Origin of the sequence: Enterobacter sp. TMH.L2, from assembly GCF_050847315.1 — a bacterium.
GTDB lineage: Bacteria > Pseudomonadota > Gammaproteobacteria > Enterobacterales > Enterobacteriaceae > Cedecea.
Genome location: NZ_CP193791.1, coordinates 2,410,020 through 2,436,899 on the forward strand (window position 1 = coordinate 2,410,020; position 26,880 = coordinate 2,436,899).

Consider the following 26,880-nt stretch of genomic DNA (forward strand, 5'->3'; position numbering starts at 1 on the left):
GAGCGATAAGCAGACCTAAAGAAAAGCGTGACATTTATCATGAAATTAGAAAGTCAAGTTCATGAACCGACAGTCGCAAAATAGTTAAATTCAATCCATGGGTCTATTACTTGGTGGTTCTGTGGAGCCGGCACGACAATCAGCATATTGTGATTTTTGAGATACCTCCCTTTTCTTACGTTAGGTACTGCTTTACCGTTAAGCGCTGAGCCTGGCTCAGATGCCGGAACTATTCAAAGTTACACGTCGCACTCCTTGTGCGTGCTCACCTCTCGCCACAGCGCAGATAACCAGGTCAGCGAATCATCGATCAGCATCCGCTTTTCGCTCCCAGGCCGCCAAATCGTCACCATAGTCTGGCTAATACCTTCATTGCCCACCACCGTGGGAATAGCCATAACATTTTTCCAACGCACCGCCTCAAAATGAGTCGGTAAAAATCCCCATCCACACCCGGCTTCCATCAGGCTACGCAGCATTTCAAGCTCATTGGCCACAATGATATTCCCGGAGATTTGCAGCCGCCGCGCCATTGGTACGTCGCTTGTGGAGTGCATCACCACCTGTGGCGTCAAAGAAAGGTCAAGCAGTGAACACGGACGTTTGGCCTCTTCAAACAGCGGCTCTGCGGCGTAAAAATCCATGTCGATGGCCCCGAGCGCACGCCACTCCATGTCGCTGCCGACGCTGTGATTGTTGGCCTGAAAGAAGCCCAGATCGACCTCCCCGCTCGCCAGCGCTTTTTCGCCTTCCGCGCGCGAGGTGCATCTCAGACTCAGACGGATCCCCCGCGTCGCCATCCGCGTAATTAATGCCTTCAAAAAACGGCGGGGTGTAAAGGGGTCGTAGGCGACGCCCAGCTCCTGAACCTCCGTTGACGGCACCTGACGGGCAAACTGATCGAATGCTCTTGCCTGACGCAACAGCAGGTGCGCCTGGCGATGAAGCTGTTCGCCTTCTGCTGTCAGCTGCAGCGATCGCCCCTGGCGGGCAAACAGCGGGTAGCCAAAGCTATCTTCCAGCAGATCGATAAGATCGCGCAGCGTGGTGCGATCTTTCTCCAGCTTCATCGCAGCTTTCATCAGACTGCCGTGTTCCGCAACGGCAGTGAAGGCTTCAAGTTGAGAAAAAGAGTAAGACAATGACGGCACGTTGGGCTCCTTTTGCCGTGTTTATGGGGGATTATCCCCCATTACGCGTTTTTTATTATAGTGCCGTCATTTTTATACTGCATCCATCCCGTCATCCCGCCGGGACAACATGTCTATGGGTTTAACTTAAATAGAGAACGCTATGATTAATAAACATAAATCCTTGCCTGCAAAGTACTGCCTTCTGGCAGGTCTGGTGGCTGGTGCATTCCTCTCCTCTCCCGTAATGGCGGCTTGTGAAGGCACCGAACTCACCGCCTGCCCGGCCCCTTTTGATGCAAAACTTCCCGATACCAAAACGATGCTGAGCTGGGATCAAGCCGAGCGTGTTATCGGTTTTCGTAACGATTACCGTAATTATCAGGGCGATGTTTTCCACCACGGCAAATCCGTGCCGTTAGCGATGGCTGAAAAACCACTGACGCAGGCTCGCTATCAGGTCAACGGCAAACTGTGGACGCTACAGGATTATATTAAACGCCAGAACGTCAGCGGTATGCTGGTACTGAAGGACGGTAAAGTTGCCTGGAAATATCTTGGTGAAGGTAATACCGACACCACACTCTGGACCTCTCGTTCTGTAGGGAAATCGGTGGTGTCTACACTCGTGGGTGTGGCCTTAAAAGAGGGAAAAATCCACTCAATGGACGATCTGGTCACGCAGTATGAACCTGATTTGAAAGGCACCGCCTGGAACGGCGTGACGCTGAAACAGTTGATTCAACACACCTCTGGCGTGGCGTGGAATGAAGATTACGCCAATCCGCAGTCTGACTTCGCCAAACTCACGCAGTGTGAAGCGCACGCGGGTACCTATGACTGCGTCCGCTCGCTGGTTTCTGGTCTGAAACGCGCCCACCCAGCGGGTGAAGTGTGGTCTTACTCCTCCGGCGGTGCATGGCTGCTGGGCGATGTGCTGGAGCGCGCAACGGGTATGACGCTTGCTACCTACCTTGAGAACAATATCTGGCGGCCGTACGGTATGGCGAACGATGGTGTATGGCATGCCTATACCAAAAACCAGCATGATGTTGGCGCACACGGCTTTAACGCCACGCTGGAAGATTGGGGACGTTTCGGCGAATTCGTACTGAACAATGGCCGCCTGCCGAACGGTAAGCAGGTTCTGCCGGAGAACTGGGTTGCCCAGTCGGCCGACTGGAACAGAGCGAAAAACTCCGTCTCTGCGGCGCATCCACAGGGGCTGTATGGCTATCAGTGGTGGAATAACGAAGTGCCTGCCAACGCTAAAAACGTGGAACCAACACCGCAGGATTCGCTGAAAGGCTCCATGTGGGCGCTGGGGATTTATGGGCAGATGATCATGGTCAACCGTGCGGAAAATCTGGTGATCGTCCAGTGGTCAACCTGGCCGCAGGCGGAACCGTCGTTCAGCGCCCAGCCGCTGGAAGCTTCGCTGATGTTCAGCGCTATTGCGAAGGCATTGCATTAATCATCGGAGATAACCACGCCAGAAATGCACCTTAAGCTCTGGCGTTTTCAGTGAGGGATAAGGGTATCCTCTGGAGGGAAAGGATACCGCCCAACATCTTTTCAGTTGGCGAAGTGAAGATTGTCTAAGCCGTATTCCTTTTTTGACAGCATCCCAGTGCATCTGAATTCACGCAGGTAATGCAAATGGATGGTCAAGAAATCGCTACTTATCAGCCCTTGCAGACCATCATGGCTTTAGCCTCGTCTACAGTTAACTTATCTAATTCTCATCGAATAAATCACCCCATGAGCTTTTCGTTAAGGACTCACCTGTTCGCCCGCCTTCGGTTATTGATTTCAGTGGCTGCCGGCGTCGTTTGTTACTTCGCCCTTCCCGCTCAGCTTGGCACGCTGCAGCGGCTGTTGATCGGCTGGAATGTTTTGGCCTGGCTTTACCTGATTTTTATCTGGTTCCGCATGCTGCGAACGGAAGTCTGCGACATCCCGAGAATAGCCAGGGTACAGGATCAAAGCGCCGCGCTTGTGTTGAGCCTGCTTATCTTTGCCTGCATGGCCAGCCTCGTGGCGATTATGAGCGAACTTCCGTCGCTGCGTTCTTTGTCCGGAACCCCGCTTGTGCTGCATATTTTACTGACGGCAATGACGCTGGTCGTCTCCTGGACGTTGCTGCCCAGCGTTTTCGCGATGCACTATGCGCATCAACATTATTTGCATCGCAGCAAAGAGATAACCCCGATGATCTTTCCTGATAAACCGAAAGATCCGGATTACTGGGATTTCCTTTATTACTCTTTCACCATCGCCGTGGCCGCACAAACAGCTGATGTGGCAACCGGCACAACCGGCATGCGTAAAATAACCCTGCTGCAGTCAGTTATCTCTTTTATCTTCAACCTGGCGATTCTGGGACTTTCCGTCAACGTGGGCGCCGGGTTGCTGAGTTAATACCTGGGACTGGCTGTCATCTCGTGAATAGCACACAAAACAGGCTATAATTTAACCAGTGACGCTCTGTGTAAAGGTGAAACACAATGCCTAATCCCTTTGATGCCTGCATGTCTATCGCGCTGATTCTGGGTGCATTACATGAAATGGGACTGATTCCCTGGTAATGCGCTTTATATGCCGGTGGTTTGCTGCAAAAAACGATGGCAGGAAATTGACAGCTGGTTGAATCTCATTAAGGTGAGAGGGATATTTTACGCCGTGCTGGCCAGATCCCAGGAACCCCATGAACCCTTCGCTTCAAACTTTTGTCGGAAGTTTGCTCCAGGATGATAAAACGCTAGTTGCCTCTTACGATCTTGAGTCTTTGCCTTTTGAGCTGAAGCGCAGTCTTCATCTTCAGGCTTTACGGCAGCCCGGCATTTTTAACTATGCTTTACGTCCCTTTTCTCTCGACTATAGCCAGATCCAGCGACTCTGTATTATCAACGGCATGGGCGTCACGCTCGGCGATTCGCTGATCGGGATTGCGGCGCTGCACGCTATTAAAGCCATAAATCCCAAACTTCATCTGACGGTGCTGCGCCCTCACACCTGCCAGTCTTATGTGGAAGAGATTTATCGGCTTGCGGGGAACATGATCGATGAGCTGCATTTCATGCCTCAGGAACTGGCTTCCCTGGAGGGATATGATGCGCTGATTGACGCGGGGAACCAGCTTTTCCGGGAGGATTTCGCCACTCAGGAAATGCACGATTTCTTCTTACGCCACCTGGGGATTGCCCCTGAGACTGTACCCGAAGAGATAAAAGCTAACCGCTGGCTACGCGACGGAATGCCAAAGCAAACTTCCCCCCTGCAAGGTCGTTACGTCCTGTTCAATCACCGCGCCAGCACGCCGCTTCGCGATATCCCGGCTGACGTGCTGGTTGATTTAGTCGAGCATATCTATCGGCAGCACGGTCTGCCCGTGGCAGGCTTTGGAAAAATAGATCACCCGCAGTGCATCGATCTTTCTTCTCATTCCCGGACAACGTCTGACTACATCGCCATTATTCGTCACGCCAGTAAAGTCTATACCTGTGATTCGTCGGCCCTGCATATTGCCGCCGCCTTTGAGGTGCCTACGACGGCTTATTTTAACGCCATCAAACCGTCGCTGCGGGCCGCGTATTACCCGCAGTGTGAAAGCGTTGATCTGGGTACTGAGCGCTCGGCGCTCCTCCACCAGAGCGAAGATAGCGAGTTGCTAAAAGCGATAGAGGATAACTACCGGCGTTATCTGGCTGCCTTGTAATGTCTGATAAGCTGGCCGTGAATGACGGCCTGCCCCACGCTATTTATTGATGCCAATAACCAGCACGGTTGATTTCTTACATTGATTATCCTGGCAAATACCGGAGAACCAAATCTGCCCTTTGCCGATCGCCAGCCCCTGATAATTCGCAAAAAGATCCTGATATTTCTGCGCGTTAACCACCGCCACCAGATCCGGCGTAAAAATGGCGTCATAGTTTTTAATGAACTGCTGCGGCGTTTTGATCTGCACTTTTTTACCCGCCAGCGCGATCTTTATCGGATAGGAAATTAGCTTTGCCACTTCCGCTTTATTCTGCGCGGCAATCTGCGTTTTAAAATTATCAAAAAACGCATGATAGTTTTCATGCGAGCTGAATAACTTATCTAAATTCGCGTCCATTGCCTGCTCGGTGGCGGCCCACAGAGTGCCAGACCAGATCAGGGAGGAAGCCAGACACAGCCTGGCGAGTAGCGACGTAAACCTCATATAAACCACCTCTTGCCTTAAATATCATTGAATTATCGTATTTATAGAATTTTAACTTTTCAGTCTGAAACACGCTTTAAGTGTTAATAAAGCGGCAGGCGTTCCCTCGACGGCATCATATATGATATAATTTTGACCAATCCATTGATTTTAATTAAAAGTAAACAAATTGTATTAATATGAAACAACTTCTCCTGGCGCTGTGCCTTTTCACTCCCTTCAAAATGTCTCTGGCGTCCGTCAGCGGAAATTTCGACGTGAGAATGACTATACTTCCTAATCCGATGCCACCTAAAGTAACTAAAGTAAAACTTTCAGCAGATACGGTGATGATCGTTAATGAATGGTAGGATTTCATTCATCAAGTCGTGTCCGGGATGCACATCCGCTCCCATAAAAAAGCCGCTCACGGTCTCCCGCAGCGGCTTTTTTTATGACTGATTCAGGCTATTCTCCCGGACCTGGCTTATCGACTCTCTGCCCGACGTCTATCCGGTTCCCGTCCGGGTCGGCAAACACAAACGTCCGCAGGCCGTACTCTTTATCCTGAAGCCCCTTCACGATCCTGGCCCCTGCCTGCTGACAGAGAGCAAACAGCGCCCCGATGTCATCAACCAGAAGATGGGCCACCGGAAAATGTGCGGCCTTATGCTGAGGCTGGAGCGTCAGATGCAGCTCACTTGCCCCCTGCTGGAGGATAACAAACCCAACGGGTTCGCCGTTCTCGAAACGCTTCGTGAAACCTAAAACGCCCACGTAAAACGCCAGTGCGGCAGGCATATTTTTGACTGGCAACGTCGCTGCAATGCGGCCAAATCCAACTGCTGAAGGCATAATCATCCTTATATTTAAGAAACGAGCCCATCGCGCAGACGGTGCCGCAGCCATGCGTTTCTTTGTTGATGCCGGACGGTGCCAGAGTGGCCCTTATCATAAACGCCAGCCTCACCCTGCACCAGCGTTCGCTAATGAGAATAATGTCGCAGACAAACGCGGCGTTCCCCCTATGAAGACAGATCGCCTGCCCTTTGTCGGCAGATGTTTAGTACCAGCTGCCGAAGCCAGCGGTGCGCGAGGTCTGCCTCTGAACGCGGGTGCCACATTTGGGACACAGTAATGGCTCTCGTCTTCACCGGCAGCTCAAACATTGCCAGCCTCGCGTTCTCTCCCTCAACCGCCAAAACCGGCTGATTCAGCAGGAAAGAAGCAGGCACCAGCGCAATGAGATCGGACGCCTGCGCGACCTTTAGCGACGCAGGAAATGACGGCACTATGGCGGCAATTTTGCGCGTCAGCCCTCTTTCATCGAGGGCATCGTCTACTGGCCCGCGAGTTGAACGGAGACGCCGGGAGGCTACCACGTGCCCGTACGAAAGATACTGCTCGACGGTAACCTCAGGCAGAGCGGCCAGAGGATGACCGACGCGCACCACGCCAACAAACCGATCGCGGAATAGCGCCTGGAGCCGTATCTCTGGCCCCATTTCACCCACGACGCCGATTTCGAGATCGACCAGGCCCTCACGCAGATGCCGGGGACCTTTTTCAGGTTTGGAGATGAAGCACAGCTGCACCCGAGGCGCTACAGCCGCCGCCGCAGTGATAAGCGCAGGCGCAAAGGCTTCGATAAAACCATCGTTGGCCCGGAGGATAAACGTGCATTCCAGGGTTGAAAGCGTTAGCTCTGCCGTGGACGGGCTCAGCAAAGCCCGAGCCTCCAGCGCCGCGTTTCTCGCCCGCTCGCGAATCGCTTCGGCATAGGGCGTCAGCACCATATTTCTGCCCGCTCTGACCAGGAGCGGATCGCCGATTGCAGCCCGCAGGCGGCTCAGCGTGCGGCTCATCGCCGACGCGCTGAGTCCGAGGCGTCGCGCGGCGCCGGCCACGCTGCCTTCCGCCAGAAACGTATCCAGCGCCAACAGCAAATTCAGATCGGGGTCATTCATTCAGGCATCCTGTAAAGAGATATGGCGTCTGGTACAACTATTATCTGCATATGATGCGTCTTCCGCCTCTCTTTAAGTATCACTATATTTGCAGCACTGACAACCTGAGACTGATGACCGCGCAGCGGGAAGGAACAACGATGGAATTATTTTCAAACCAACCGGGGGATGAGGGCCTGCCGGGCCGCCCGCGTATGATGGCGATGCTTGCCGTGATGACGACGGTCACGATGGCGGTGTTCGATGGCTCAATGGTGAACATCGCGCTGCCAAATATCGCTCGCGCGCTCGACGTTTCCGCCAGCGACGCGGTTTGGGTCGCCAATGGCTATCTGTTGGCCGCCGCCATGACGCTGGCGATTTTTGCCGCGCTGGCGACCCGGCTGGGATTCAGGCAAATTTTCGTCTTTGGGCTGAGCCTGTTTACGCTGGCATCCGCGGGCTGTGCGCTTTCCACCTCGCTCGAGATGTTGGTTTTGATGCGGATATTGCAGGGCATCGGCGGCGCGGCGGTACTGAGCATTTCCCCGGCAATCCTGCGTTCGGTTTTCCCCACCCGCCTGCTGGGCAGGATCCTCGGTCTGAACGCCTTCTTAATCGCTACCAGTACGGCCATAGCGCCGCTCCTTGGGGGAACGCTTCTTTCGACCTTAGGCTGGGAATGGCTTTTTGCGGTTAATTTACCGTTAGGCATTGTGGCGCTTTGGCTCAGCCTCCGCGTCCTGCCGGGGGAAAAGGCCACCCATCCCAAGCCCTTTGACTACGCCGGTGCGTTTCTGTCTGCTCTGCTGCTGGGCGCGCTGATCGTGGCCGCCGACAGCTTTACTAAAAGCGGAGGGATTGCCCAGGCGGTGGCTTATAGCCTGACGGCATTGTTGGCGGGCGCGGCATTTATCTGGCGAGAACGCCGCGCCGCTCAGCCCCTGCTGCCGCTGACGCTGTTCGCCTCCGCGCGATTTTCGCTGGCGGCCCTGACGTCTCTGATTTCGTTTATCGGGCAAGGGATCACATTTGTCGCCCTGCCGTTTTTATTCCAGAACGTTTATGGCTACAGCGCCTTTGCATCGGCCCTGCTCTTTACGCCCTGGCCTGTGGGAATAATGCTCGCAGCCCCCCGGGCCGGACGACTGGCCGACAAATATTCGCCGGCGCTTATCGCCACCACAGGTTTAGGCGTGTTTGCGGCTGGCCTGATACTTTTAGCCCTGTTGCCCGCCCACGCTCAGGCATGGGACATCGGTTTACGGAGCCTGGTATGCGGCATTGGCTTCGGTATTTTCCAGAGCCCCAACAACCGGGAAATGATGGCTAACGCCTCACGAGAAAATAGCGGCTACGCCTCAGGCATACTGGCCATTATGCGAACTTTCGGCCAGTGTCTCGGGGCGGCCATCGTCGGTATTGTGCTGGCGATTTACGGAAATGCCGCCTCGTTTGAGTCGCAGGCCATTACCCTCAATCTTTGGCTGGCCGCCGGAACGACATTACTGGCTGTAGGCTTAAGCGGCCTGCGTACCCGGCAGCTACAACAGCAAAATAGTTAGCCGTAGAAAGGATCCTCAGCCAGGCTATACGGGTACCCACTCGCCGAGGAAATACTATGAATCTGGATGCTGAAACCGATTTAAAACTAGAGCGCATTATTGACGTTCCCAGGCGGCTTGTCTGGGAGTGCTGGACCCAGCCGCAGCATATCAGGCAGTTCTTTGTGCCCCGGCCTCATAGCGTAACGGCCTGTGACATAGATCTTCGGGTTGGCGGACGTTTCAATACGGTGTTTAACGTCGACGGGAATGAAATGCGTAATAACGGTGTCTGGCTGGATATTGTGGACGGTAAAAAGCTGGTGTTTACCGATGCCTACGGCGAAGACTGGAAGCCTGCTGAAAATCCGTTCATGACGGCGATCCTGCTTCTGGAAGATGCGGACAACGACAAAACGCGCTACACGGCTATCGCCCGCCACCGTACACCAGAAGCCCGACAGGAACATGAGAAAATGGGTTTCTTCATCGGCTGGAATATCGTTGTCGATCAGCTTGTCGAGTACGCCAAAGGCCTGAGGCGTTGATACCGCTGACTAAAGTGACCAGTCGCTCTTCTGCAAAACCACCCGATAACCATCGGGATCGATAAAAGTAGCCCCCTTCACGTCCCAATAAGGGTTGAATGCATCCAGCCGGGTAAAACCGGCTGCGACCATTCTGGCGCAGAAGGCCTCCCATTCGACACGATCGGGCACATAAAGCACCAGTAAGTCATCTTCGGTAGGTCGTGGGGTAATGAGATGATGCTGGCAGACCGTAAATTCCAGATGCCAGCCCAGCGACGGACCTCCCAGCATCACGCCGCTGAAACCGTCGTGATCGCTAAATTGCGCTATTTGCTGAAGACCAAGTCCCTCGCAGTACAGCTCCCGGCTTCTTTCAAGACTGCTCACCGGACGGGCAATACGCATATGGCTGAAGTTCATCATTTTTTCCTGTTCTGATGTTCGCTCAACCTTAAAGCTATTCCTTTGCCATCATTTTCCTCACCGTGCGATTTCAGGCGATAAACTGTAGGCAGGAATTGGGCGGGTTGTTCCCGTCAGGCTGTCGAAGACCGTGCGTTCTGTCGTGATAATCGGCATCCCGGACTGCCTCAGCACTGAGATATCGGCGGCAATGCGCTGCAGCCCAAACCAAAACAAACCATCGAGGGCGTTGACCTGAAGCCCGCCTTCCAGGGCGATTTTCAGCCGCTCTCTCGGGTTTCTGACCTGCAGCGCAATCTGCTGATAGCCCGTCGCGGGCGTACCGCCCGGTTCGATTCTACGTATGCGATTCGAAAAACGATAGCGGAAGGCATCCGGCACGGCGCTGAGATCGTCTTTGATGCTGTAGACTTCCCCGCGCTTATTGTCATTGATCGTCACGCTCTTCTGGTTAAGCTGCAGCTCAGCGCGCAGTTTATCGATCAGCTGCGGCGCCCGCAGAAGCAGCAGCCGAAAAGGCAGTTCGAAGCTGGTCACGTAGTCCACGTTCAGCAACGCCAGGCGCAGGCGCTGCTCCGCATCCTGAGGCTCTCTCTGGAACTCCTCCTGGACTTCCTCCCACTGGCGGCTGAGGCGCGGCGACGCTTCTGTTTCGGTGAAACTGTACTTTTCAATCTGGTAATCGATGCGATCGTTCATTCAGGCACCTTTCACATGTCAGGATCCAGCTCGCAAACCATCTCGTAGCAGCGCAGCAGTGTGCCGCTGCGCGACATAGGATAAAGCCCCTCTTTCACCACGCGAAATCCCTGCGTCAGGTAAAAGTCGCGGGCGTTGGGCGTGGAAGAAAGCGTCAGTCGGCTCATTCCCCTCGATCTGGCTTCTTGCTTGATGGCCTGAAGAATCTGTTTGGCCAGCCCCCGGCCAGTCCATGCCGGTAGGGTAAAAATGGCTTCAACCGAGCCGTTTTTCAGATCCAAAAATCCCGTAGCCACCGGCTCGCCGTTTTCATTATCCGCGACAAAAAAGGGATTATTGATAATTTCATTTCGGTAACCCTCGGGCATCTCATCTGGCGTCCATGCGGCCAGCACATCTTCTGGATAAGTTTCCCGACAGCCAAAGCGAATGGCCTCGTTTCTTATTGTCCACAGCGCCTGAGCTTCATTGAGCGTGGCTCGTCTGACCGTCATTCTCTGACCTCCGAAATGCTCCGTTACGTAAAGGAAAATGAGTCTGATGACTTAACGCAAAAAGGAATGTTACCCTTTGAAGAAAATAGCATTTAATTAAGGACCGCTCGATGAAAAAAATATCTGCCCTGTCCGTTTCGCTGGCCCTGCTTTTTAACGCTTCGGCCTTTGCCGCTGATGCTAAACTGCCTGCGCCAATAGCCGCCCTGGAAAAACAAGGCTTCGAACTGAAAGGGGAATTTAAAGCACCGGGCGACCTGCAGGGGTACGCGATGCAGTATCAGGGGCAAGGCACAATCGTATACCTGACGCCGGATAAACAGCACGCCATTATGGGCAACATGGTCGATGCCGAAGGGAAAAACCTGAGCGACGCGGAAGTGGAGAAATTTGTCTATGCGCCAATGGCCAAAGCCATGTGGCAAAACCTGGAGAAACACCGCTGGATCGCCGCCGGGAGTGAAAAAGCCCTGCGTATTGTCTACGTATTTGCCGATCCGTACTGCCCGTACTGCACCCAGTTCTGGGAGCAGGCTCAGCCCTGGATAAAATCGGGTAAAGTTCAGCTCCGCGTGCTGCTCGTCGGGATGCTGCGCCCGGACAGCAGTCAAAAAGCGGCGGCAATTCTGATGTCGAAAGATCCGGCCAAAACGCTCGCCGACTATGAGAACAGCAAAGGTAAGCTGGCGCTGCAAAAACCGGAGAAAATAGATCCGGTTATCGGGGAAGCCCTAAAAGATAACCTGACGCTGATGGACGATCTCGGCGGCAATGCCACGCCCTCAATATACTACCTGAATGCCGAAGGCCGCCTGCAACAGCATCAGGGCATGCCGGATGCCGAAACGCTGAATACCATCCTCGGCGATAAATAACGCTTATAGCTTCAGCAGCGGTTTGCGCTGGCGGCCAGGTTCACGGAACAGCGCCAGCGCCTGCCGCCACTCCTCCAGCGCATACACCGCCGCATCGGGCTGCTGCGTTTGTAGCAACAGTTCCCAGAGTGAGATAAACCAGCCCTGCCATTCTGCAACCAGCGTGACCGCCAGCGTATCGCGCAGATGAAATCGCTGCGCGGTAATGTTCTTCCCGCGCGGAGAGAACGCCTTCCCGCTCAGTAAACCGTAAGAAACCAACTCGGCATTCGGATTAAGGTGATCGAGCATCAATGTGGCTAACTCACCGCCCACGGCGTCAAACACAACGTCAACTTTACCAGCAGCTTCGGCAATGTGATGCTCGTCATCCCCGCTCAGCGGGATAATGCCGGATTCAAGCAACGCCGGAAGACGCTGTGCCGAGCGGTAAACACCATAGACTTCCGTTGCACCCTGCCTTTTGGCCCACTGCGCCAGTAAACCAGCACACGTTGACCCTGCCGCCGTGACCAGCACATTTTTTCCCGTCACGGGCCACTTTTTCAGCATTAACCAGGCCGCCAGAGGATTGATATACCCGCGCGCCGCAAGCTCATCCGGCACGCTGTCAGGCACGGGCACGGCCCACTGAATCGGGCAGTCAACCCATCGCTGCCAGGTGCCTTCCCCGCGCAGAGGCAGCACACGCCTGCCAATCCACTCCGGAGAATCCGCCTGCGCAACAATGCCGACGCCTTCGTACCCGGCAATACGCGGCGGAAATACCCGGTGGCGATAAGCCCCGGTAACGGGAATAAGATCTGAGGGATTAACAGGCGCATAGTGCATGCGCACCCGGAGCGTGCCGGAGATAAACGGCGCCAGCGGCGTTTGTTCGAGGGTTAAGACCTGTTCAGGTTCGCCAAACTGCCGGAACCAGAGGGCTGCGTTTTCCATACTGAATGCCTGCAACTGCCATATTGCAGGCACTATATCACGGCTGAGTCAGCATAAACGCATCGAATAAGTGACATTGTCACCTATTGCCTCATAAATTACGGTAGTAAAACGTCGTGGAGCACGGGCTGCCGTCCGGCATTAACGCATAATGCGGGAGATCCCCCACGCGCTGCCAGCCCATACCCTGGTAGAATATCTCCGCATCGCTGCCGGTGGCGGTGTCCAGTACCAGCACTGATTTTCCCTGCGTGGTGGCAACGGCTTCCAGATAAGCCATCAGGCGCTGGGCAATGCCTTTCCGCCGCGCCACGCGATGAACCAGAAGTTTGGCCACATCGGCCCGGTGCGGCTGATTTTCCGGCTGGCTGGTGATCAGCTGCACGGTGCCCACAATGCGCCCCTGCCCATCTTCCGCCACGATCAGCGTACGCTCTCCCCGCGCCACGCTCTGGCCAACCTCCCCCCAAAACGCCGCGGCCTTTTCCGGCGCCAAAGGATGTAAAAAGCTGACCGAAGCCCCACCAGCCACACAATCAATCAGTACATCCGTTAATGATGCGGTTGCGGCAGAAAATTCACAGGCCTTCAGGGAACGAATACGATACTCGGGCACAGCGACTCCTGAACAGTGGTTAAGAGTTATGTCGGAATATTACCGGACATAAGAATAGTCCAGCTTACCCGGTAACTCAGGAACCCACTATTCAGAAAAGATATGGATGGGCGGTTTGGGGGGATGCGGTTTTCGTTCCAGAATAAAATCTCCCCCTTGCTGCAGCCAATAAAAGCGCATCAGGAGAGATATCCACTCAGGGTGTTAATTCCCTTCCACCATAAGGAATTATGATTGCACCGATCGTCTGTAGCTTTTCATAATTTTATCCGAGCCTGGCTGGCTTCAGCTATCACATCCTCAAGGCTGAGATGTCGCCGGGGGTCGTACTCCGCGCTTCCCCAGCGAAAGAAGAGCATCCAGCGATTATCTGCTCGCTGATTAAAATCGGTCACTTTGCCCTGCAGGTGCTGCATGGCGATAAATGCCCCTTCTTCATTCGTCCCGTTAAAAAGCAGAACAAACTCATCGCCGCCCGGCCTGGCGATCAGATCCGTTTCACGGAAAGAAGAACGCATAAGTTCTGAGAAAGCGACCAGCGCACGATCGCCCTGCTCATGGCCCAAACTGTCGTTAATCTGCGCCATCCCGTCAAGGTGGATAAATACCAGAGAAAGCGGCTCAGCCCGGCGGTTAGCGCTCCCCGTGGCGTATTGCCCCAAAAACATAAGGCCTTGACGGTTCAGCAGGCCCGTCAGCTCGTCGGTCAGGGTGGTATCGAGCATCTCATCCTCCGGTGCAGACTCATCATGGGGTCTGCTTACAGTTTAGATGATCATTACTCAGGCGGCGTAAATGCGGTTTTTCCCGGCACGTTTAGCGTTGTAGAGTGCATCATCTGCCGCTTTTAACCATTCGGCGGCATCCGGCATCTGTTTTGTCGCACAGGCAATCCCGATACTCAGGGTACAGAACGCATTTTTTTCAGGCAGGACTCGAACATTAATGGACTCCAGCAGGATCCGCTGGGCAATACCTTCGGCTTCCTCCAGGGATGTATTCGGCATCAGGACCACAAACTCGTCCCCGCCAAGGCGCGCCGGCGTGTCGCTGGAGCGGGTGACAATCCGCAGCACGTCGGACACCGCCATCAGAATGGCGTCCCCCACTTTATGCCCGAAACGGTCATTCACTTCTTTGAAATTGTCTATGTCGATAAACATCAGCGCTGAACTGCCGCAGGCAATGCGCAACCGCGCCAGCTCATTACTGATTTTTCGTTCAAGCAGGCGGCGATTGGCAATCCCCAGCAGGGGATCCATCATGGCAATGTTTTCCAGCTCGCGGCTCTTTTCCCGCAGCTGCAGCGCTATCGAAGCCGTCAGCATACTGAGCGCGATAGTGTAAACGGCAATCAGCGGCAGCGTGGCGTACATTGTCCGGGCAGAAACCGCCGGACTAAACGGCATCCCGTGGCTTATCCAGGTCAGCAAAAACGCAAGCAAGATTGCCAACATCGCCCGCTTCATCAGCGGTTTTCCCCCGGCGGCCAGCCGGTCGGAAACCAGAATGGTGATAATCACTACCGACGGCAGCGCGCTGAGCGATATCATCGCAATCCAGAAGCCCCCGGCTGCCGCGTCGATCACCAGGTTTTGTTTTTCACTCTTGACCGGAGAAGCAGAAAAGCGCGCTTTTAACAGCGCCACGTGCGGCCAGACAAAAGCGTTAACGACCAACAGCGCCATAACCGGCACAGAGGACTGCTGCTCATTCAGTACCGAAAAGAGGGGCAAGAAGCACAGAAACGTCCCCAGCATACGCATGATATACATGCGATTAACGAAGCGAGAGCCGTGAGTTCTGGCATTTTTGTGAGGATCGGGTGTACGCATAACTATCTCAGGCAAACGAACCAGCCACGACAAACTGCACGGGCATACTACGCGATAATAAAGGATCCGAAGTGAACATGGCTATTAAGAATCACGCATGTGCGAGGCCGGAAACACTTCAGCGTGGACGTTACTCGCGCTGGTTTTATTGCGCCCATGCCGCTTCGATAAATACAAATACTTATCCGCTTCGGGAATAAGCTGATTAAAGGTTGCTTCCAGCGTGTTATTACCCAACGCCGCCTCAGCCAGGCCAATACTGACGGTGATAAACAGCGATTGTTCTTCGTAGTGAAAAGTACTGACTTCAATCGTTTTGCGGATCTGCTCGGCAATCTCAAAACCCTGCTGGTTATCCCGAACCCGGCACACCACCACAAACTCTTCCCCGCCGATGCGCGCCACCATTCCTCGCTCACCTACGGTGTCCAGCACTCTGCTGGCGAAAGAGGCCAGCACGGTATCCCCGCATTCGTGGCCCCAGCTGTCATTGATTCGTTTGAAAAAATCAATATCCAGCAGCATCACGCACAGCAGCGGCTCTTGCGGGATTGGTTGATGCCGCCCGCTGCGCTTGAGTGCTTCAAACAGCCCGGAGCGGGAATAAACGCCCGTCAGGTAATCATAGTCGGCACGCCGCGAAGTCTGCTTAATCAGCTGATTAATGGCATCCACGCTGATGGAAACAATCAGGGGGCAAATCGCGATAGTGGCAATGCCCAGGCGCGCCGAGAACATCTGATCGACCAGCAGCAGCGGCTGTTCGGAATGGAGATTAATTGCCGCGTGGGCCACCAGCACAATTTCCACCCCGCCGGTAATCAGCGTCAGCAGCGCAGTAACCGGGAGGGGGTAGCGAATGGCGCACCAGATAAGCGCAGGGAGCGGAAACGCCAGGCTGCCCGCCCCGCCGATAATCATCGCCGTGCAGACTGCAATCACCACGGAAAAAAACGGATACATGTCTGACGGCACGATACCGGTCAGTTTCCGCCAGGAAGGCCAGCTGGCGGTCAGCAAACAGGGCAGCATCAGGACGCCGGTTGAAAACTGCTCGCTCACCCAGTCAGCATAGAGCGGCATAAACTTTTCATGGTAATCGCCGCTTATCCCCAGCGATCCTACCGCGCCAAATAATGAAGATAATATGGCGGCAATCAGCGAAAAGTTAAAAATATTAAACGCATTTAGCGCCCAGTTACTCTCATCCATATTGCGCGAATAGCGCAGCAATAAACGGGCGGCGGTGACAATAAACACCATATTTGAAAAGTTGATGATCGTCGACTGCCAGCCCCACTGGGTGGTAAAGGCGTCATAAACCAGCATTGCCGCATAGCAAATAAAATAATAAATGGCTTTGTTCAGCCACGGATTACGCACAAAGATGGCGGCCAGCACCGCATTCAGCGGCCAGAATAGCGAAAGATCGTTAACCAGCCGAAGCGAAGCGCCAAAGAAGTAAAATAGCGTGGTAAGCGCAAAAACACTGATCGCATTTAACAGCATTTTATCGGGGGAAAAGAATGAAAACTTAGGTCGATTAACCATGCTATCCTGGTTCATATCTATTCATCACCGCTGAAAATAAATAGCGCCATCAGGTGATTGCGAAAATAAGCATTAGCTTAGCATGTTTATCCCGCTAACAATCCAGGGCATTGAGAGAAAGAAGAAAATTCACTCAACTCGCCAGCGTTCCGCATGAACTATTAGCCATAAGTTAAATTTTTGCCACCTTCTCCCCCGCCTTTTGTCAACGGCAGGCTTTGTGGCTAAAAATTCAGACTTATTGCCGGGGAATAATTAGCAGCCTCAGGTTTAACCGATGTTTAACGTCGCTGCCTTATAGTCCATAAACGTAGGATTTCCCGGAGCTGAAATGCGTAAAACACCCTGGGCGGAACGACTCATCATTACCGCCATAATGCTGGCCGTGCTGGCCACCGTTAGCCTGGTTGGCGTGCTATGGTTGCGCATACCGGGATTATTATTACTGCAATAACTGCGTCGGTTAAAAAATAGAGCGCCCGATGCGCTGAGAGAGAATTTCCAGCGCGGCCGTCCCGGCCAGTGAGTTACCGGAAGCATCCAGCTCCGGGCACCACACGGCAATAGACATTTCATTCGGTACGTTGGCGATAATCCCGCCACCCACGCCCGATTTCCCCGGTAACCCCACGCGATAGGCAAATTCTCCCGCGCCGTCATACATGCCGCTGGTGATCATCAGCGCATTAATCTGCCGAGCGTGTTGAGCAGAGATCACCGGTTCAGCAATGTGCAGAGCCCGCCCCTGATTGGCCAGAAATAAAAACGTTTTGGCTAACTCCAGACAACTCATTTCCAGCGCACAGTAATGGAAATAGGTTTGCAGCACCGTAATGACATCATTCTCAAAATTACCAAATGACTTCATCAGCCAGGCAATCGCGGCATTGCGTGCCGAATGCTCAAATTCAGACCGCGCGACGCGTGTGTTATAGACTAAATCGTCAGCACCGGAGAGCGCCCGCACGACTTCCAGCATCCGCTGTTTGGGCGCGCTGAGGCGGGTTTGCAGCATGTCACATACCACCAGCGCACCGGCATTAATAAACGGATTGCGGGGTTTGCCCTGCTCAAGCTCAAGCTGTAACAGAGAGTTAAACGGCTGGCCGGACGGCTCTTTGCCTACGCGCTGCCAGATTTCAGCTTCATCGTAGCGACCCATCGCCAGCGTCAGGCTCAGCACTTTAGAAATCGACTGGATAGAAAAACGCTCTGACGCATCCCCGGCGCTGAAGAACTCTCCGTCCACGGTACAAATAGCAATCCCGAGCTTATTGCCGGAAACCTCTTCCAGCGCCGGAATATAATTCGCGACCTTTCCTTGACCCAGCAAAGGGCGAACCTGGTCGAGGATCTCTTCCAGTAACTGATTGTTTAATTGAACCGGCACCGTGCGCTCCTGAGGCATATGTTAAGCGGCGAAAGTATACCAGAGCCACGGGCCGATAATAAGACGAACTCAGGCGGTCATTTGAAAGCGAGCGACAGCTTTTTCAAGGCGTTGGGACTCATCCAGCAAACGTTTTGAGGTATTAGCCGAGGCCTTAATCAGCAGCCCGGTCTGGCTCACCGCCTGATTAAGCGTGGTGATCCGCGCCGTGACGTGATGCACGCTGGCGCCCTGGTCAACGGAGGCGCTGGAAATTTCATTCAGCAGCCCGCTCAGGCGGGTCACCTGGGCAATCACATTTTTCAACTGCGCCTCCAGCTCTGAGACGGCTTCGCTGCCTTGCTCAATACCTTGCAGCGAGTTATTGATCAACGACTGAATATTTCTGGTCGACTGACTACTCTGTTTCGCCAGCAGGCCAACTTCACGTGCCACCACCGCAAAACCTCGCCCCTGGTTGCCCGCATGAGCCGCCTCAATGGCGGCGTTTAGCGCCAGGATATTGGTCTGGAAAGCAACGTTATCAATCATCGCCACAATGCCGCGCATCTCAGAGGAACGGGTCACAATATCCTGCATTGACGTATTCACCGTGTGCATCATCTGGTCGCCACCGGCCACCATCTCACGCGCTTCGTCCGCGCGCTGGTTCGCCTGAATAGCGTACTGGCTGTTTTCCTGTACGCGGGATTCCAGCTCGGTGATATGCAGAGTGACTTTCTCCAGCTCCTGCTCCTGCTGTGAAGAGTGGGTAGACAGCTCGTTATTCCCTTCCGCAAGCTGGCCAATATTGCTTAACAGAATGGCCGAGGATTCCCGCACCTCTTGCACCAGTTGCTGAATGCCCTGCTGCATTTCCAGTACGCTGCCGTGCAGCTGCTTCACCTCGCGGTTAACCAGTCTTCGCTCAGCGGGGAGCCGCGACAGATCGCCGGCGGCCAGAATATGTAAATGTTCGATAAGGCTGCGCAGCGGGCGAATCACCCAGCGAGCCACGCCCAGCCAGACGGCAATCGCCACGACCAGTAATATACCCAGCGCGATAATAAACAGCGTTTGCGCCTGACTCAGGCTGTCCAGCAATGTGTGGCTGGCCGCAGCTGTTTGCTTCTCGCCTTCGGTCTGATAGCGCGCGTACTGCTCGTTGAAATCGGACTGGAAAGCCTGAATCGGCACTTCAAAGAACGCATCGATGGAGGCCTTCTTTTGCATCCCTTCCAGCTGTTCTTTCAATCCGCCGAAGAACAGCTGATAGCTGTTGGCCAGGCTCTCGCTGCCCGCCGGGTGAAGTTGCTGCCAGGCGGCAAAATTCTGCTGCGAAACTTTCAGGGCGGCGTCGGCCTCATCCACCAGGCTGTTCCAGCTGCCGACCGACCCGGTCTCTTTGTCCTGCATAAAGTAAACGCCCGCCCGGTTCAGCAGGTCACTGGTCATCAGCAGCGAGGTTCTCGCCTTCTCCATGACCACCTGCTGCTGATGAAGCTGGTTATTTTCGAGGACGCTCTGGCGGGTTTCGTGCAGGATGTTGGACAGGGACACGGTGGAGAGAACTTGTAGCACGGAAAAGAGTGCGATAACGCCAACCACCCCGCTCAGCAGCCCGAATTCACGAGGGCGACGGGCAAGCAGCCTGAAGGGATTTAAACGGCGAAAAATTTGACTTATGTTCATGATTTTCTTCAGTAACACAACGATGCCGCGAGTGTACTGAGCGAAAATGACAGAATTATTTCATTCTCATGACAAACAAGACCACCTTCAAGGCGGCCTTACTTTTTACTGATTGCGCGGGCATAAACCAGCATAACGTCTGCCCTTACCGGAGAAAACAAGCATTATTCCTCCCCGGCAAACCGACGCCAGGCGGGCTAAGCTAGCGCCTGTCTTTCCACACGGTCTGAATATTACAGAACTCATGCAGCCCGAAATGGGAAAGCTCGCGGCCAAACCCGCTCTTTTTCACCCCGCCAAACGCCACGCGCGGATCGCTGGCGCTATAGCCATTGATAAACACCCCGCCGCATTCGAGGCGTGCCGCCATCTCCAGCGCCAGCTGTTCATTCGCGGTATAAACCGTTGCGGACAGGCCATAATCGCTGTCGTTTGCCAGCTCAAGGGCATGTTCGCTGTCGCGGGCGACGGTAATCGCGGCCACCGGGCCAAACAGCTCCTGGCGGAACGCGGTCATCTCTGGCGTGACATTAGTGAGCACGGTCGGCGCATAGTAGTTGCCCTCGCCAGGCAGTTTATCCCCGCCGATCAGCAGTTTTGCGCCCTGCTTAAGTGACATTGTCACTTGCTCATGCAGTTCATCACGCAGATCGTAGCGTGCCATCGGCCCAATGCGATTAGCTTCTTCCTGCGGCGTACCAACCTCATAGTTTTTCAGCTCGGCAATAAAGCGGTCGGTAAAGGCGGCGGCAATTCCCTCTTCAACGATAAAGCGTTTCGCGGCGGCACAAACCTGCCCGGTGTTCTGGAAGCGCCCTGCCACGGCGGCCTTCACGGCTTCGTCGAGATCGGCATCATTCAGCACGATAAACGGATCGGACCCGCCCAGCTCCAGCACGCATTTTTTCAGCGCGGCACCTGCCTGGGCACCAATCGCGGCACCTGCTCTACCGCTACCGGTCACGGTGACGGCGGCCACACGCGGGTCGTTAATCGCCTGGCTGACCCCTTCCGGCGTCACGTTAAGCAGTTCGAACAGCGAAGGCACAAAGCCCGCGTCAACAAACATCTGGCGAATGAGTTCGGCGCAGCCCATCACGTTTGGCGCATGTTTCAGAATATAGCTGTTACCGGCCAGCAGAATCGGCACCGCCCCACGCAGCACCTGCCACAGCGGGAAGTTCCACGGCATTACCGCCAGGATCGGCCCCAGCGGACGGTATTCAATCACCGCCTTATTGTGTTCAACCTGAGTCGCTTCCGCCCCCAGCATGGCCGGGCCGTGCTCGGCATACCAGTCGCAAAGGTTAGCGGACTTCGCCACTTCAGCGCGCGCCTGCAAAATAGGCTTGCCCATCTCGGCGGTAATCATTTGTGCCATTGCTTCGCCGTGTTTACGCACCGCCGCGCCCAAATCACGCAGCTTTTGCGCACGTTCGTTAAGCGGGGTAACGCGCCAGGCGTTAAAAGCCTGCTGGTTACGGGCCAGCGCGGCATCAATCCGGGCGGCGTTCTCAAAAGGATAAACCGCAATCCGCTCACCGGTAGCGGGATTGCGTGAAATGGCGTGGGTTTGCCCGGTTACTGATTGCATGGTGGTGCCTCGACAGGTGAATGAGATGTTAACAGTAGCCTTGAGGCACAAAGTTTAAAAATGAATAATACTAAGCAAACCCTTCACGATTTGAGAAAGCCATGGACCTCACTCAACTGGAAATGTTTAACGCCGTCGCTGAAACCGGCAGCATCAGCGCCGCCGCGCAGCAGGTACACCGCGTCCCGTCGAACCTCACGACCCGCATCAAGCAGCTGGAGGCTGATTTAGGCGTGGCGCTGTTTATTCGCGAGAACCAGCGCCTGAAGCTCTCCCCGTCCGGCCACAGCTTCCTGGCCTACAGCAAGCGCATTCTGGCGCTGGTGGATGAAGCACGCATGGTGGTGTCCGGCGATGAACCTCAGGGCCCGCTGGCGCTGGGTTCGTTAGAAAGTACGGCGGCGGTGCGCATTCCTGGCGTACTGGCAAACTTTAACCAGCGTTACCCGAAAATCCACCTTTCTCTCACCACCGGGCCTTCCGGCGACCAGATTGACGGCGTGCTCGAAGGCCGCCTCGCCGCCGCCTTTGTTGACGGCCCGGTGCTGCATCCGTCCCTTGAGGGCCTGGCGGTGTATCGCGAAGAGATGACCGTCGTCGCGCCCGCCGATCATGCCCCTATTCTCAGCGGGGCCGACGTGAACGGCGAGAGTATTTACGCTTTCCGGGCCAACTGCTCCTATCGCCGTCACTTTGAGAGCTGGTTTCACGACAGCCAGGCTATGCCGGGCAAGATCCACGAAATGGAGTCTTATCACGGGATGCTGGCCTGCGTGATTGCCGGCGCGGGGCTGGCGCTGATGCCACGGAGTATGCTGGAGAGTATGCCGGGCAGCCATCAGGTGAGCACCTGGCCGCTGCCGGAGGATAAGCGCTATCTTGATACCTGGCTGCTGTGGCGCAGAGACGCCAAAACCCGCCAGCTGGATGCTTTTATTTCGCTGCTGGAATTGCCTTCGCAGGTGCCTTAACTAAGCCTTGAGATCCCCATACTTATAAGCGGCGGTCACCCCGCCGTCGATCAGGATATCGCTCCCGCTGATATAGGAGCCGTTCGGGCCAAAGAGAAACTCAGCCAGGGCGCCAATTTCGTCCGGCGTGCCGCCTCTTCCCGCCGGGGATTTCGCCAGCATGTTTCGGTAGAACTCCCCGCGTTCGACACTGTTCAGCTCGTCATAGGCCAATGGGGTATACACGATCCCGGCACTGATGCAGTTGATTCTCGCGCCTCGCCGCCCCCATTTTACCGCCTCGGCCATCACCCGCAGCGCATTGCCCCGTTTTGACACCTGGTAGGCATACAGGCTGTCGTCAATGGCTTTGACTCGCGGTAATTCCAGCAGCTTTTCCGGCGGCAGCGTTGCCAGCTCGTCGGCCTCGGCCTGCGTCAGCGCGTCCACATCCAGCCGGTGGCTGGACTGCGAGCCAATCACCACCCCGGAACCTCCCGCGCCAATAACCTTCCCAAACGCCTCAAACACCACTGCCGTCCCGTAAAGATCGACCCGGAGAATATCCTGAGCGGCAGCCTGGGAAGGTGAAAGCCCGGCGGTGTGGATCACGCCCTTCACTTCTCCGTGGCCACAAGCCAGACTCACGAGATTTTGAATCGATTCCCGCGAGCGAACATCAACCACGGTGGTGCTGACCCGGAAACCCGCCTGCTGCAACGTTTGCTGCGCGGTCTGGCTATTTTCCGGCGTGATATCGGCCAGCAAAATATGTTTGCCGGTGCCGACGCGGCGGGCAATCGCCTGAGCAATCGATCCGCTGCCGATAACAACGATAACGTCCTGGGAAGAAAGCATGTTTTTCTCCTGAATAGTGGAATGCAATAAGGCTAGCACGGCCGGATTCATCAATAATCGCCTCCGACGTGCTAGCCTTTATGAACTGCATTCATTAATCCCGGGGAATTTTGCCCGGCAAGTTAACGCAGCAGCACTTTCCCCACCAGATAGGTCACGGCCTTGCCGCCAATCAACACCCGGTCGCCCTTGTACTGGCAGCGCAGATCCCCGCCGCGGTAAGAGACCTGCCGTGCCAGCAGATGGGTTTTATTCAGCTTATCCGCCCAGTAAGGGATCAGCATGCTGTGAGCGGAGCCGGTGACGGGATCTTCCGGCACCGATTCTCCCGGGCAAAAGAAGCGGCTGACAAAGTCATACTCGCTTTCGCCTGCGGCGGTAATACAGACCATTTTCTCCAGCGGGATCATGGCGCTGATATCGGGCTGAATCGCCTCAACCTGCGCCTGACTTTCCAGCACCACCATATAATCACGCCCGACGCGCATCTCTTTACACTCGCTAATACCCAGCGTGGCCAGCAGCTCGGGCAGCGGCGTAATCGGCTGCGTTTCCCAGGCCGGGAAATCCAGCGTCAGCCACTCACCGCTACGCGTCACGGTCAGCGGGCCAACAAAACGCGTGCTGAAACGGATCGTCGCCTCCGGGTAATCCAGATGCTCGAAAATAACGTGGGAGGCCGCCAGCGTAGCGTGCCCGCAAAGGTTGATCTCCCCCTGGGTGGTGAACCAACGCAGCTCAAAGCCCTCATCCGTGGTCACAAAAAAAGCCGTTTCCGACTGATTATGCTGCTGCGACATTTTCAGCAGCGTTTCATCCGGCAGCCATTCGCTGAGCGGGCAAACCGCCGCCGCGTTGCCGCCAAACGTTGCGTCTGCGAAGGCGTCTACCATATAAAAGTCAATTGCTTGCATTGGCGTTACTCCTGCTTTTCATTGTTATTTTCTTCACCTCTACCATGACATACTCGCCCGAACTGTGCTGTTTTTTTTCTACCGTACCCAGGCGCTAGCCCCAAATGAGACATAAATCACAAAATGGGTTGTGTCGCCGATCTGATGGTTTTATGATCGCCCCATTCCTACCCCTTATTTACCTGCATATTCCCTTATGACAATTGCTACCGTTTCGCGCAAAACGGCGTGGCTGCGGGTCGTCACTCTCGCCGTCGCCGCCTTTATTTTTAACACCACCGAATTTGTGCCCGTCGGCCTGCTGTCCGACATTGCGCAAAGCTTTGGCATGGAAACCGCGCAGGTCGGGATCATGCTGACTATCTACGCCTGGGTGGTGGCCCTGATGTCGCTGCCCTTTATGCTGATGACCAGCCAGGTTGAACGTCGCCGCCTGCTGATTAGCATTTTCCTGCTGTTTATTGCCAGCCACGTGCTGTCGTTCCTCGCCTGGAACTTTACCGTGCTGGTCATCAGCCGCATTGGGATTGCTTTCGCCCACGCCATTTTCTGGTCGATTACCGCTTCCCTGGCCATTCGTATGGCTCCGGCGGGCAAAAAAGCGCAGGCGTTAAGCCTGCTCGCCACCGGCACGGCGCTGGCAATGGTGCTGGGCTTGCCGATCGGGCGTATCGTCGGGCAATATTTCGGCTGGCGTACCACCTTCTTCGTCATTGGCGTCGTGGCGGCCATCACGCTGTTTTGCCTGATGAAACTGCTGCCCAAACTGCCGAGCGAGCATTCTGGCTCGCTGTCGAGCGTGCCCAAACTGTTCCGCCGCCCGGCGCTGGTCAATATCTATGCCTTAATCGCGGTGGTGGTCACCGCGCATTACACCGCCTACAGCTATATCGAACCTTTCGTCCAGCAAATTGCCGGGCTTAGCGCTAACTTTGCCACCCTGCTTTTACTGCTGTTTGGCGGCGCGGGCATCATCGGCAGCGTGCTGTTTGGCAAATGGGGGAATAAATACGCTTCGGGGCTGGTGTCCGGCGCGATTGCGCTGATGGCCGCTTGCCTGGTCCTTCTGTTGCCCGCCGCGCAAAGCGAACTCACCCTTGCCGGGCTCAGCCTGTTCTGGGGCATTTCAATTATGATCGTGGCCCTGGGGATGCAGGTTAAAGTCCTGGCCCTGGCGCCGGATGCCACCGACGTGGCGATGTCGCTGTTCTCCGGGATCTTTAATATCGGCATTGGCGCGGGCGCGCTGGTGGGGAACCAGGTCAGCCTGCATATTTCCATGTCAGATATCGGCTTTATCGGCGCGATTCCGGCGCTTATCGCGCTGGTCTGGTCCATTCTGGTGTTCCGCCGCTGGCCGGTGGCGCTGGAAGAGCGGCCCCAGCCTACGCAGTAACAAAAATGCCCTCATCACGAGGGCATTTTTTTCCATCACGCTCAAATCAGGCGGGATAAGTTTTAATAATTTCCAGCACGCCGTTAATAATAAACTGCACGCCCATACATACCAGCAGGAAGCCCATCAGGCGGGAAATCGCTTCAATGCCGCTTTTACCCACCAGACGCATAATCGCACCGGAGCTTCGCAGGCTGGCCCAAAGAATCACGCCCACGGCCAGGAAAATCAGCGGTGGCGCAACGGTAATGACCCAGCTCGGGAAGTCAGAGCCCGCCCGCACCGTAGACGCGGAGCTGATAATCATCGCGATGGTGCCCGGCCCTGCCGTGCTCGGCATCGCCAGCGGCACAAAAGCGATATTGGCTTCCGGCTCTTCGCTTAACTCTTCCGACTTGCTTCTCGCCTCCGGGGATTCATGTGCTTTCTGCTGCGGGAACAGCATACGGAAGCCGATAAAGGCGACGATCAAGCCCCCGGCAATACGCAGCCCGGGAATCGAAATCCCGAAGGTGTTCATCACCACCTGCCCGGCGTAATACGCCACCATCATGATGGCGAACACATTCACCGAAGCTATGAGCGCCGTGCGATTGCGCTGCCGGCTGTTCATGTCCCCGGAAAGCCCAAGGAACAGTGCCACGGTGGTGAGCGGGTTCGCCAGCGGCAGCAGTACCACAAGGCCAAGGCCGATAGCCCTGAGTAAATCCATCATATTTTTATCCTTTTTTTGTCCTTTATTGAACAGCTATAGCGCAGGTTAGACTATAGCAGCCCGCAGTTTACTGACCGCTGTTGAAGCGTTTTAGCTTTTCGTGGCATCGGCTGAATCATCACGTTGACTTATACTTGCCTCGGCAATAGTATCTGCCGTGACTAATCTACTTGCCTGGGCAAACATAGTGAAAAGCACCTGTGATCTGTTTAACGAAATGATCCCCCTCGGGCGATTGATCCACATGGTGAATCAGCATAAAGATCGCCTGTTAAACGATTCGCTCTCCCCGCTGGATATCACCGCGACCCAGTTTAAGGTGCTGTGCTCCATTCACTATGAAGTGTGTATTACCCCAGTCGAGCTGAAAAAAGTGCTTTCCGTTGACCTCGGTGCGTTAACCCGAATGCTGGACCGCCTGCTGTGCAAAGGCTGGGTCGAGCGTTTGCCGAACCCCAACGATAAGCGCGGCGTTCTGATCAGGCTGACGCCGGAAGGCGTGGCGCTGTGTGAAGAATGCCGAAACCTGGTGGGGCTTAGCCTCCATAAAGAACTCACTAAAAACCTTACGGACGACGAAGTCGATACGCTTTATCGCCTGTTGAAAAAGGTATTGCCGTAAAC

At 55.0% G+C, this 26,880-nt stretch carries 28 protein-coding genes; 10 read left to right on the top strand and 18 right to left on the bottom strand.

The features are described 5' to 3' along the window. Positions 1–239: 239 nt before the first annotated feature. Positions 240–1,151 (bottom strand): LysR family transcriptional regulator, encoded by a 912-nt coding sequence (locus tag ACREYP_RS11560; protein WP_008458980.1) that lies wholly within the window; start codon positions 1,149–1,151, stop codon positions 240–242. Positions 1,152–1,293: 142 nt separating this feature from the next. Here ACREYP_RS11560 and ACREYP_RS11565 point away from each other — a divergent pair, with 142 nt between their 5' ends. From ACREYP_RS11565 to ACREYP_RS11575, 3 genes are all read left to right on the top strand, one after another. Next, a complete protein-coding gene (locus tag ACREYP_RS11565; protein WP_336818694.1) occupies positions 1,294–2,604 on the top strand; it encodes a serine hydrolase domain-containing protein in 1,311 nt (436 codons plus the stop codon). 287 nt (positions 2,605–2,891) lie between these two features. Continuing rightward, complete coding sequence (locus ACREYP_RS11570) at positions 2,892–3,551, top strand: DUF1345 domain-containing protein (RefSeq protein WP_008458984.1); 660 nt, start codon at positions 2,892–2,894, stop codon at positions 3,549–3,551. Between the two features lie 286 nt (positions 3,552–3,837). Then, entirely contained in the window at positions 3,838–4,848 is a 1,011-nt protein-coding gene (locus tag ACREYP_RS11575; protein WP_008458986.1) for a glycosyltransferase family 9 protein, read from the top strand. A gap of 39 nt (positions 4,849–4,887) precedes the next feature. On the opposite strand, the gene ACREYP_RS11580 is transcribed toward ACREYP_RS11575, so the two are convergent. The 3 genes from ACREYP_RS11580 to ACREYP_RS11590 form a co-directional block, all read right to left on the bottom strand. Continuing rightward, a complete protein-coding gene (locus ACREYP_RS11580) occupies positions 4,888–5,337 on the bottom strand; it encodes a hypothetical protein (protein ID WP_166873950.1) in 450 nt (149 codons plus the stop codon). Between the two features lie 447 nt (positions 5,338–5,784). After that, positions 5,785–6,171 carry a VOC family protein gene (locus ACREYP_RS11585; RefSeq protein WP_052154801.1) on the bottom strand — a complete coding sequence of 129 codons (387 nt, stop codon included), beginning with the start codon at positions 6,169–6,171 and terminating at the stop codon, positions 5,785–5,787. Positions 6,172–6,341: 170 nt separating this feature from the next. Then, positions 6,342–7,283 carry a LysR family transcriptional regulator gene (locus tag ACREYP_RS11590; protein WP_008458992.1) on the bottom strand — a complete coding sequence of 314 codons (942 nt, stop codon included), beginning with the start codon at positions 7,281–7,283 and terminating at the stop codon, positions 6,342–6,344. A gap of 140 nt (positions 7,284–7,423) precedes the next feature. Between ACREYP_RS11590 and ACREYP_RS11595 the strand changes: the two genes are divergently transcribed. Then, the gene (locus ACREYP_RS11595; protein WP_336818695.1) at positions 7,424–8,827 is read left to right on the top strand and encodes a DHA2 family efflux MFS transporter permease subunit; all 1,404 of its coding nucleotides are present in this window, start codon (positions 7,424–7,426) and stop codon (positions 8,825–8,827) included. Between the two features lie 56 nt (positions 8,828–8,883). Then, the gene (locus ACREYP_RS11600; RefSeq protein WP_008458996.1) at positions 8,884–9,354 is read left to right on the top strand and encodes an SRPBCC family protein; all 471 of its coding nucleotides are present in this window, start codon (positions 8,884–8,886) and stop codon (positions 9,352–9,354) included. Positions 9,355–9,363: 9 nt separating this feature from the next. Here the strand turns inward: ACREYP_RS11600 and ACREYP_RS11605 are convergent, their stop codons facing one another. Genes ACREYP_RS11605 through ACREYP_RS11615 form a run of 3 tightly spaced genes read right to left on the bottom strand, consistent with a single transcriptional unit; the run spans position 9,364 to position 10,952 of the window. Further along, positions 9,364–9,756, bottom strand: a complete 393-nt coding sequence (locus tag ACREYP_RS11605) for a VOC family protein (protein ID WP_034809394.1) — start codon at positions 9,754–9,756, stop codon at positions 9,364–9,366. A 60-nt stretch (positions 9,757–9,816) separates the two neighbouring features. Then, positions 9,817–10,458: an ECs1377 family protein gene (locus ACREYP_RS11610; protein WP_008458999.1), complete on the bottom strand. Its 642-nt coding sequence runs from the start codon at positions 10,456–10,458 to the stop codon at positions 9,817–9,819. Positions 10,459–10,469: 11 nt separating this feature from the next. After that, complete coding sequence (locus ACREYP_RS11615; protein ID WP_336818697.1) at positions 10,470–10,952, bottom strand: GNAT family N-acetyltransferase; 483 nt, start codon at positions 10,950–10,952, stop codon at positions 10,470–10,472. A 110-nt stretch (positions 10,953–11,062) separates the two neighbouring features. Between ACREYP_RS11615 and dsbG the strand changes: the two genes are divergently transcribed. After that, positions 11,063–11,827 carry a thiol:disulfide interchange protein DsbG gene (gene dsbG, locus ACREYP_RS11620; RefSeq protein WP_008459005.1) on the top strand — a complete coding sequence of 255 codons (765 nt, stop codon included), beginning with the start codon at positions 11,063–11,065 and terminating at the stop codon, positions 11,825–11,827. 3 nt (positions 11,828–11,830) lie between these two features. Here the strand turns inward: dsbG and ACREYP_RS11625 are convergent, their stop codons facing one another. From ACREYP_RS11625 to ACREYP_RS11645, 5 genes are all read right to left on the bottom strand, one after another. Beyond that, positions 11,831–12,766, bottom strand: coding sequence for a zinc-dependent alcohol dehydrogenase family protein (locus ACREYP_RS11625; protein WP_498880867.1), 936 nt, complete (start codon positions 12,764–12,766; stop codon positions 11,831–11,833). A gap of 91 nt (positions 12,767–12,857) precedes the next feature. After that, entirely contained in the window at positions 12,858–13,382 is a 525-nt protein-coding gene (locus ACREYP_RS11630) for a GNAT family N-acetyltransferase (protein ID WP_008459009.1), read from the bottom strand. 257 nt (positions 13,383–13,639) lie between these two features. Next, positions 13,640–14,107, bottom strand: a complete 468-nt coding sequence (locus ACREYP_RS11635) for a GGDEF domain-containing protein (protein ID WP_498880868.1) — start codon at positions 14,105–14,107, stop codon at positions 13,640–13,642. A 57-nt stretch (positions 14,108–14,164) separates the two neighbouring features. Then, positions 14,165–15,217, bottom strand: coding sequence for a diguanylate cyclase (locus ACREYP_RS11640; protein ID WP_498880869.1), 1,053 nt, complete (start codon positions 15,215–15,217; stop codon positions 14,165–14,167). Between the two features lie 84 nt (positions 15,218–15,301). Further along, on the bottom strand, positions 15,302–16,783 hold the full coding sequence (locus ACREYP_RS11645; protein ID WP_498880870.1) for a GGDEF domain-containing protein: 1,482 nt from the start codon (positions 16,781–16,783) through the stop codon (positions 15,302–15,304). A 316-nt stretch (positions 16,784–17,099) separates the two neighbouring features. Here ACREYP_RS11645 and ACREYP_RS11650 point away from each other — a divergent pair, with 316 nt between their 5' ends. After that, positions 17,100–17,222, top strand: a complete 123-nt coding sequence (locus ACREYP_RS11650; RefSeq protein ID WP_254902675.1) for a hypothetical protein — start codon at positions 17,100–17,102, stop codon at positions 17,220–17,222. Between the two features lie 9 nt (positions 17,223–17,231). Here ACREYP_RS11650 and glsB read toward each other — a convergent pair whose 3' ends face one another. The 3 genes from glsB to sad form a co-directional block, all read right to left on the bottom strand. Next, a complete protein-coding gene (gene glsB, locus ACREYP_RS11655; RefSeq protein ID WP_008459016.1) occupies positions 17,232–18,158 on the bottom strand; it encodes a glutaminase B in 927 nt (308 codons plus the stop codon). A gap of 69 nt (positions 18,159–18,227) precedes the next feature. Next, positions 18,228–19,829 carry a methyl-accepting chemotaxis protein gene (locus ACREYP_RS11660; RefSeq protein WP_008459018.1) on the bottom strand — a complete coding sequence of 534 codons (1,602 nt, stop codon included), beginning with the start codon at positions 19,827–19,829 and terminating at the stop codon, positions 18,228–18,230. Positions 19,830–20,031: 202 nt separating this feature from the next. Next, the gene (gene sad / locus ACREYP_RS11665) at positions 20,032–21,423 is read right to left on the bottom strand and encodes a succinate-semialdehyde dehydrogenase (RefSeq protein WP_008459020.1); all 1,392 of its coding nucleotides are present in this window, start codon (positions 21,421–21,423) and stop codon (positions 20,032–20,034) included. A 101-nt stretch (positions 21,424–21,524) separates the two neighbouring features. Between sad and ptrR the strand changes: the two genes are divergently transcribed. Further along, positions 21,525–22,394 (top strand): putrescine utilization regulator PtrR, encoded by an 870-nt coding sequence (gene ptrR / locus ACREYP_RS11670; RefSeq protein ID WP_008459022.1) that lies wholly within the window; start codon positions 21,525–21,527, stop codon positions 22,392–22,394. On the opposite strand, the gene ACREYP_RS11675 is transcribed toward ptrR, so the two are convergent. Together ACREYP_RS11675 and ACREYP_RS11680 are read right to left on the bottom strand one after the other, a co-directional pair. Next, complete coding sequence (locus ACREYP_RS11675) at positions 22,395–23,231, bottom strand: SDR family oxidoreductase (RefSeq protein ID WP_034809311.1); 837 nt, start codon at positions 23,229–23,231, stop codon at positions 22,395–22,397. Between the two features lie 122 nt (positions 23,232–23,353). Continuing rightward, a complete protein-coding gene (locus ACREYP_RS11680; RefSeq protein ID WP_008459025.1) occupies positions 23,354–24,145 on the bottom strand; it encodes a PhzF family phenazine biosynthesis protein in 792 nt (263 codons plus the stop codon). A 196-nt stretch (positions 24,146–24,341) separates the two neighbouring features. Here ACREYP_RS11680 and ACREYP_RS11685 point away from each other — a divergent pair, with 196 nt between their 5' ends. Beyond that, a complete protein-coding gene (locus tag ACREYP_RS11685; RefSeq protein WP_166992588.1) occupies positions 24,342–25,541 on the top strand; it encodes a sugar transporter in 1,200 nt (399 codons plus the stop codon). Between the two features lie 46 nt (positions 25,542–25,587). Here ACREYP_RS11685 and ACREYP_RS11690 read toward each other — a convergent pair whose 3' ends face one another. After that, complete coding sequence (locus ACREYP_RS11690) at positions 25,588–26,256, bottom strand: MarC family NAAT transporter (RefSeq protein WP_008459029.1); 669 nt, start codon at positions 26,254–26,256, stop codon at positions 25,588–25,590. 187 nt (positions 26,257–26,443) lie between these two features. Between ACREYP_RS11690 and marR the strand changes: the two genes are divergently transcribed. Then, the gene (gene marR / locus ACREYP_RS11695; RefSeq protein WP_008459031.1) at positions 26,444–26,878 is read left to right on the top strand and encodes a multiple antibiotic resistance transcriptional regulator MarR; all 435 of its coding nucleotides are present in this window, start codon (positions 26,444–26,446) and stop codon (positions 26,876–26,878) included. The last annotated feature ends 2 nt before the right edge of the window (positions 26,879–26,880 follow it).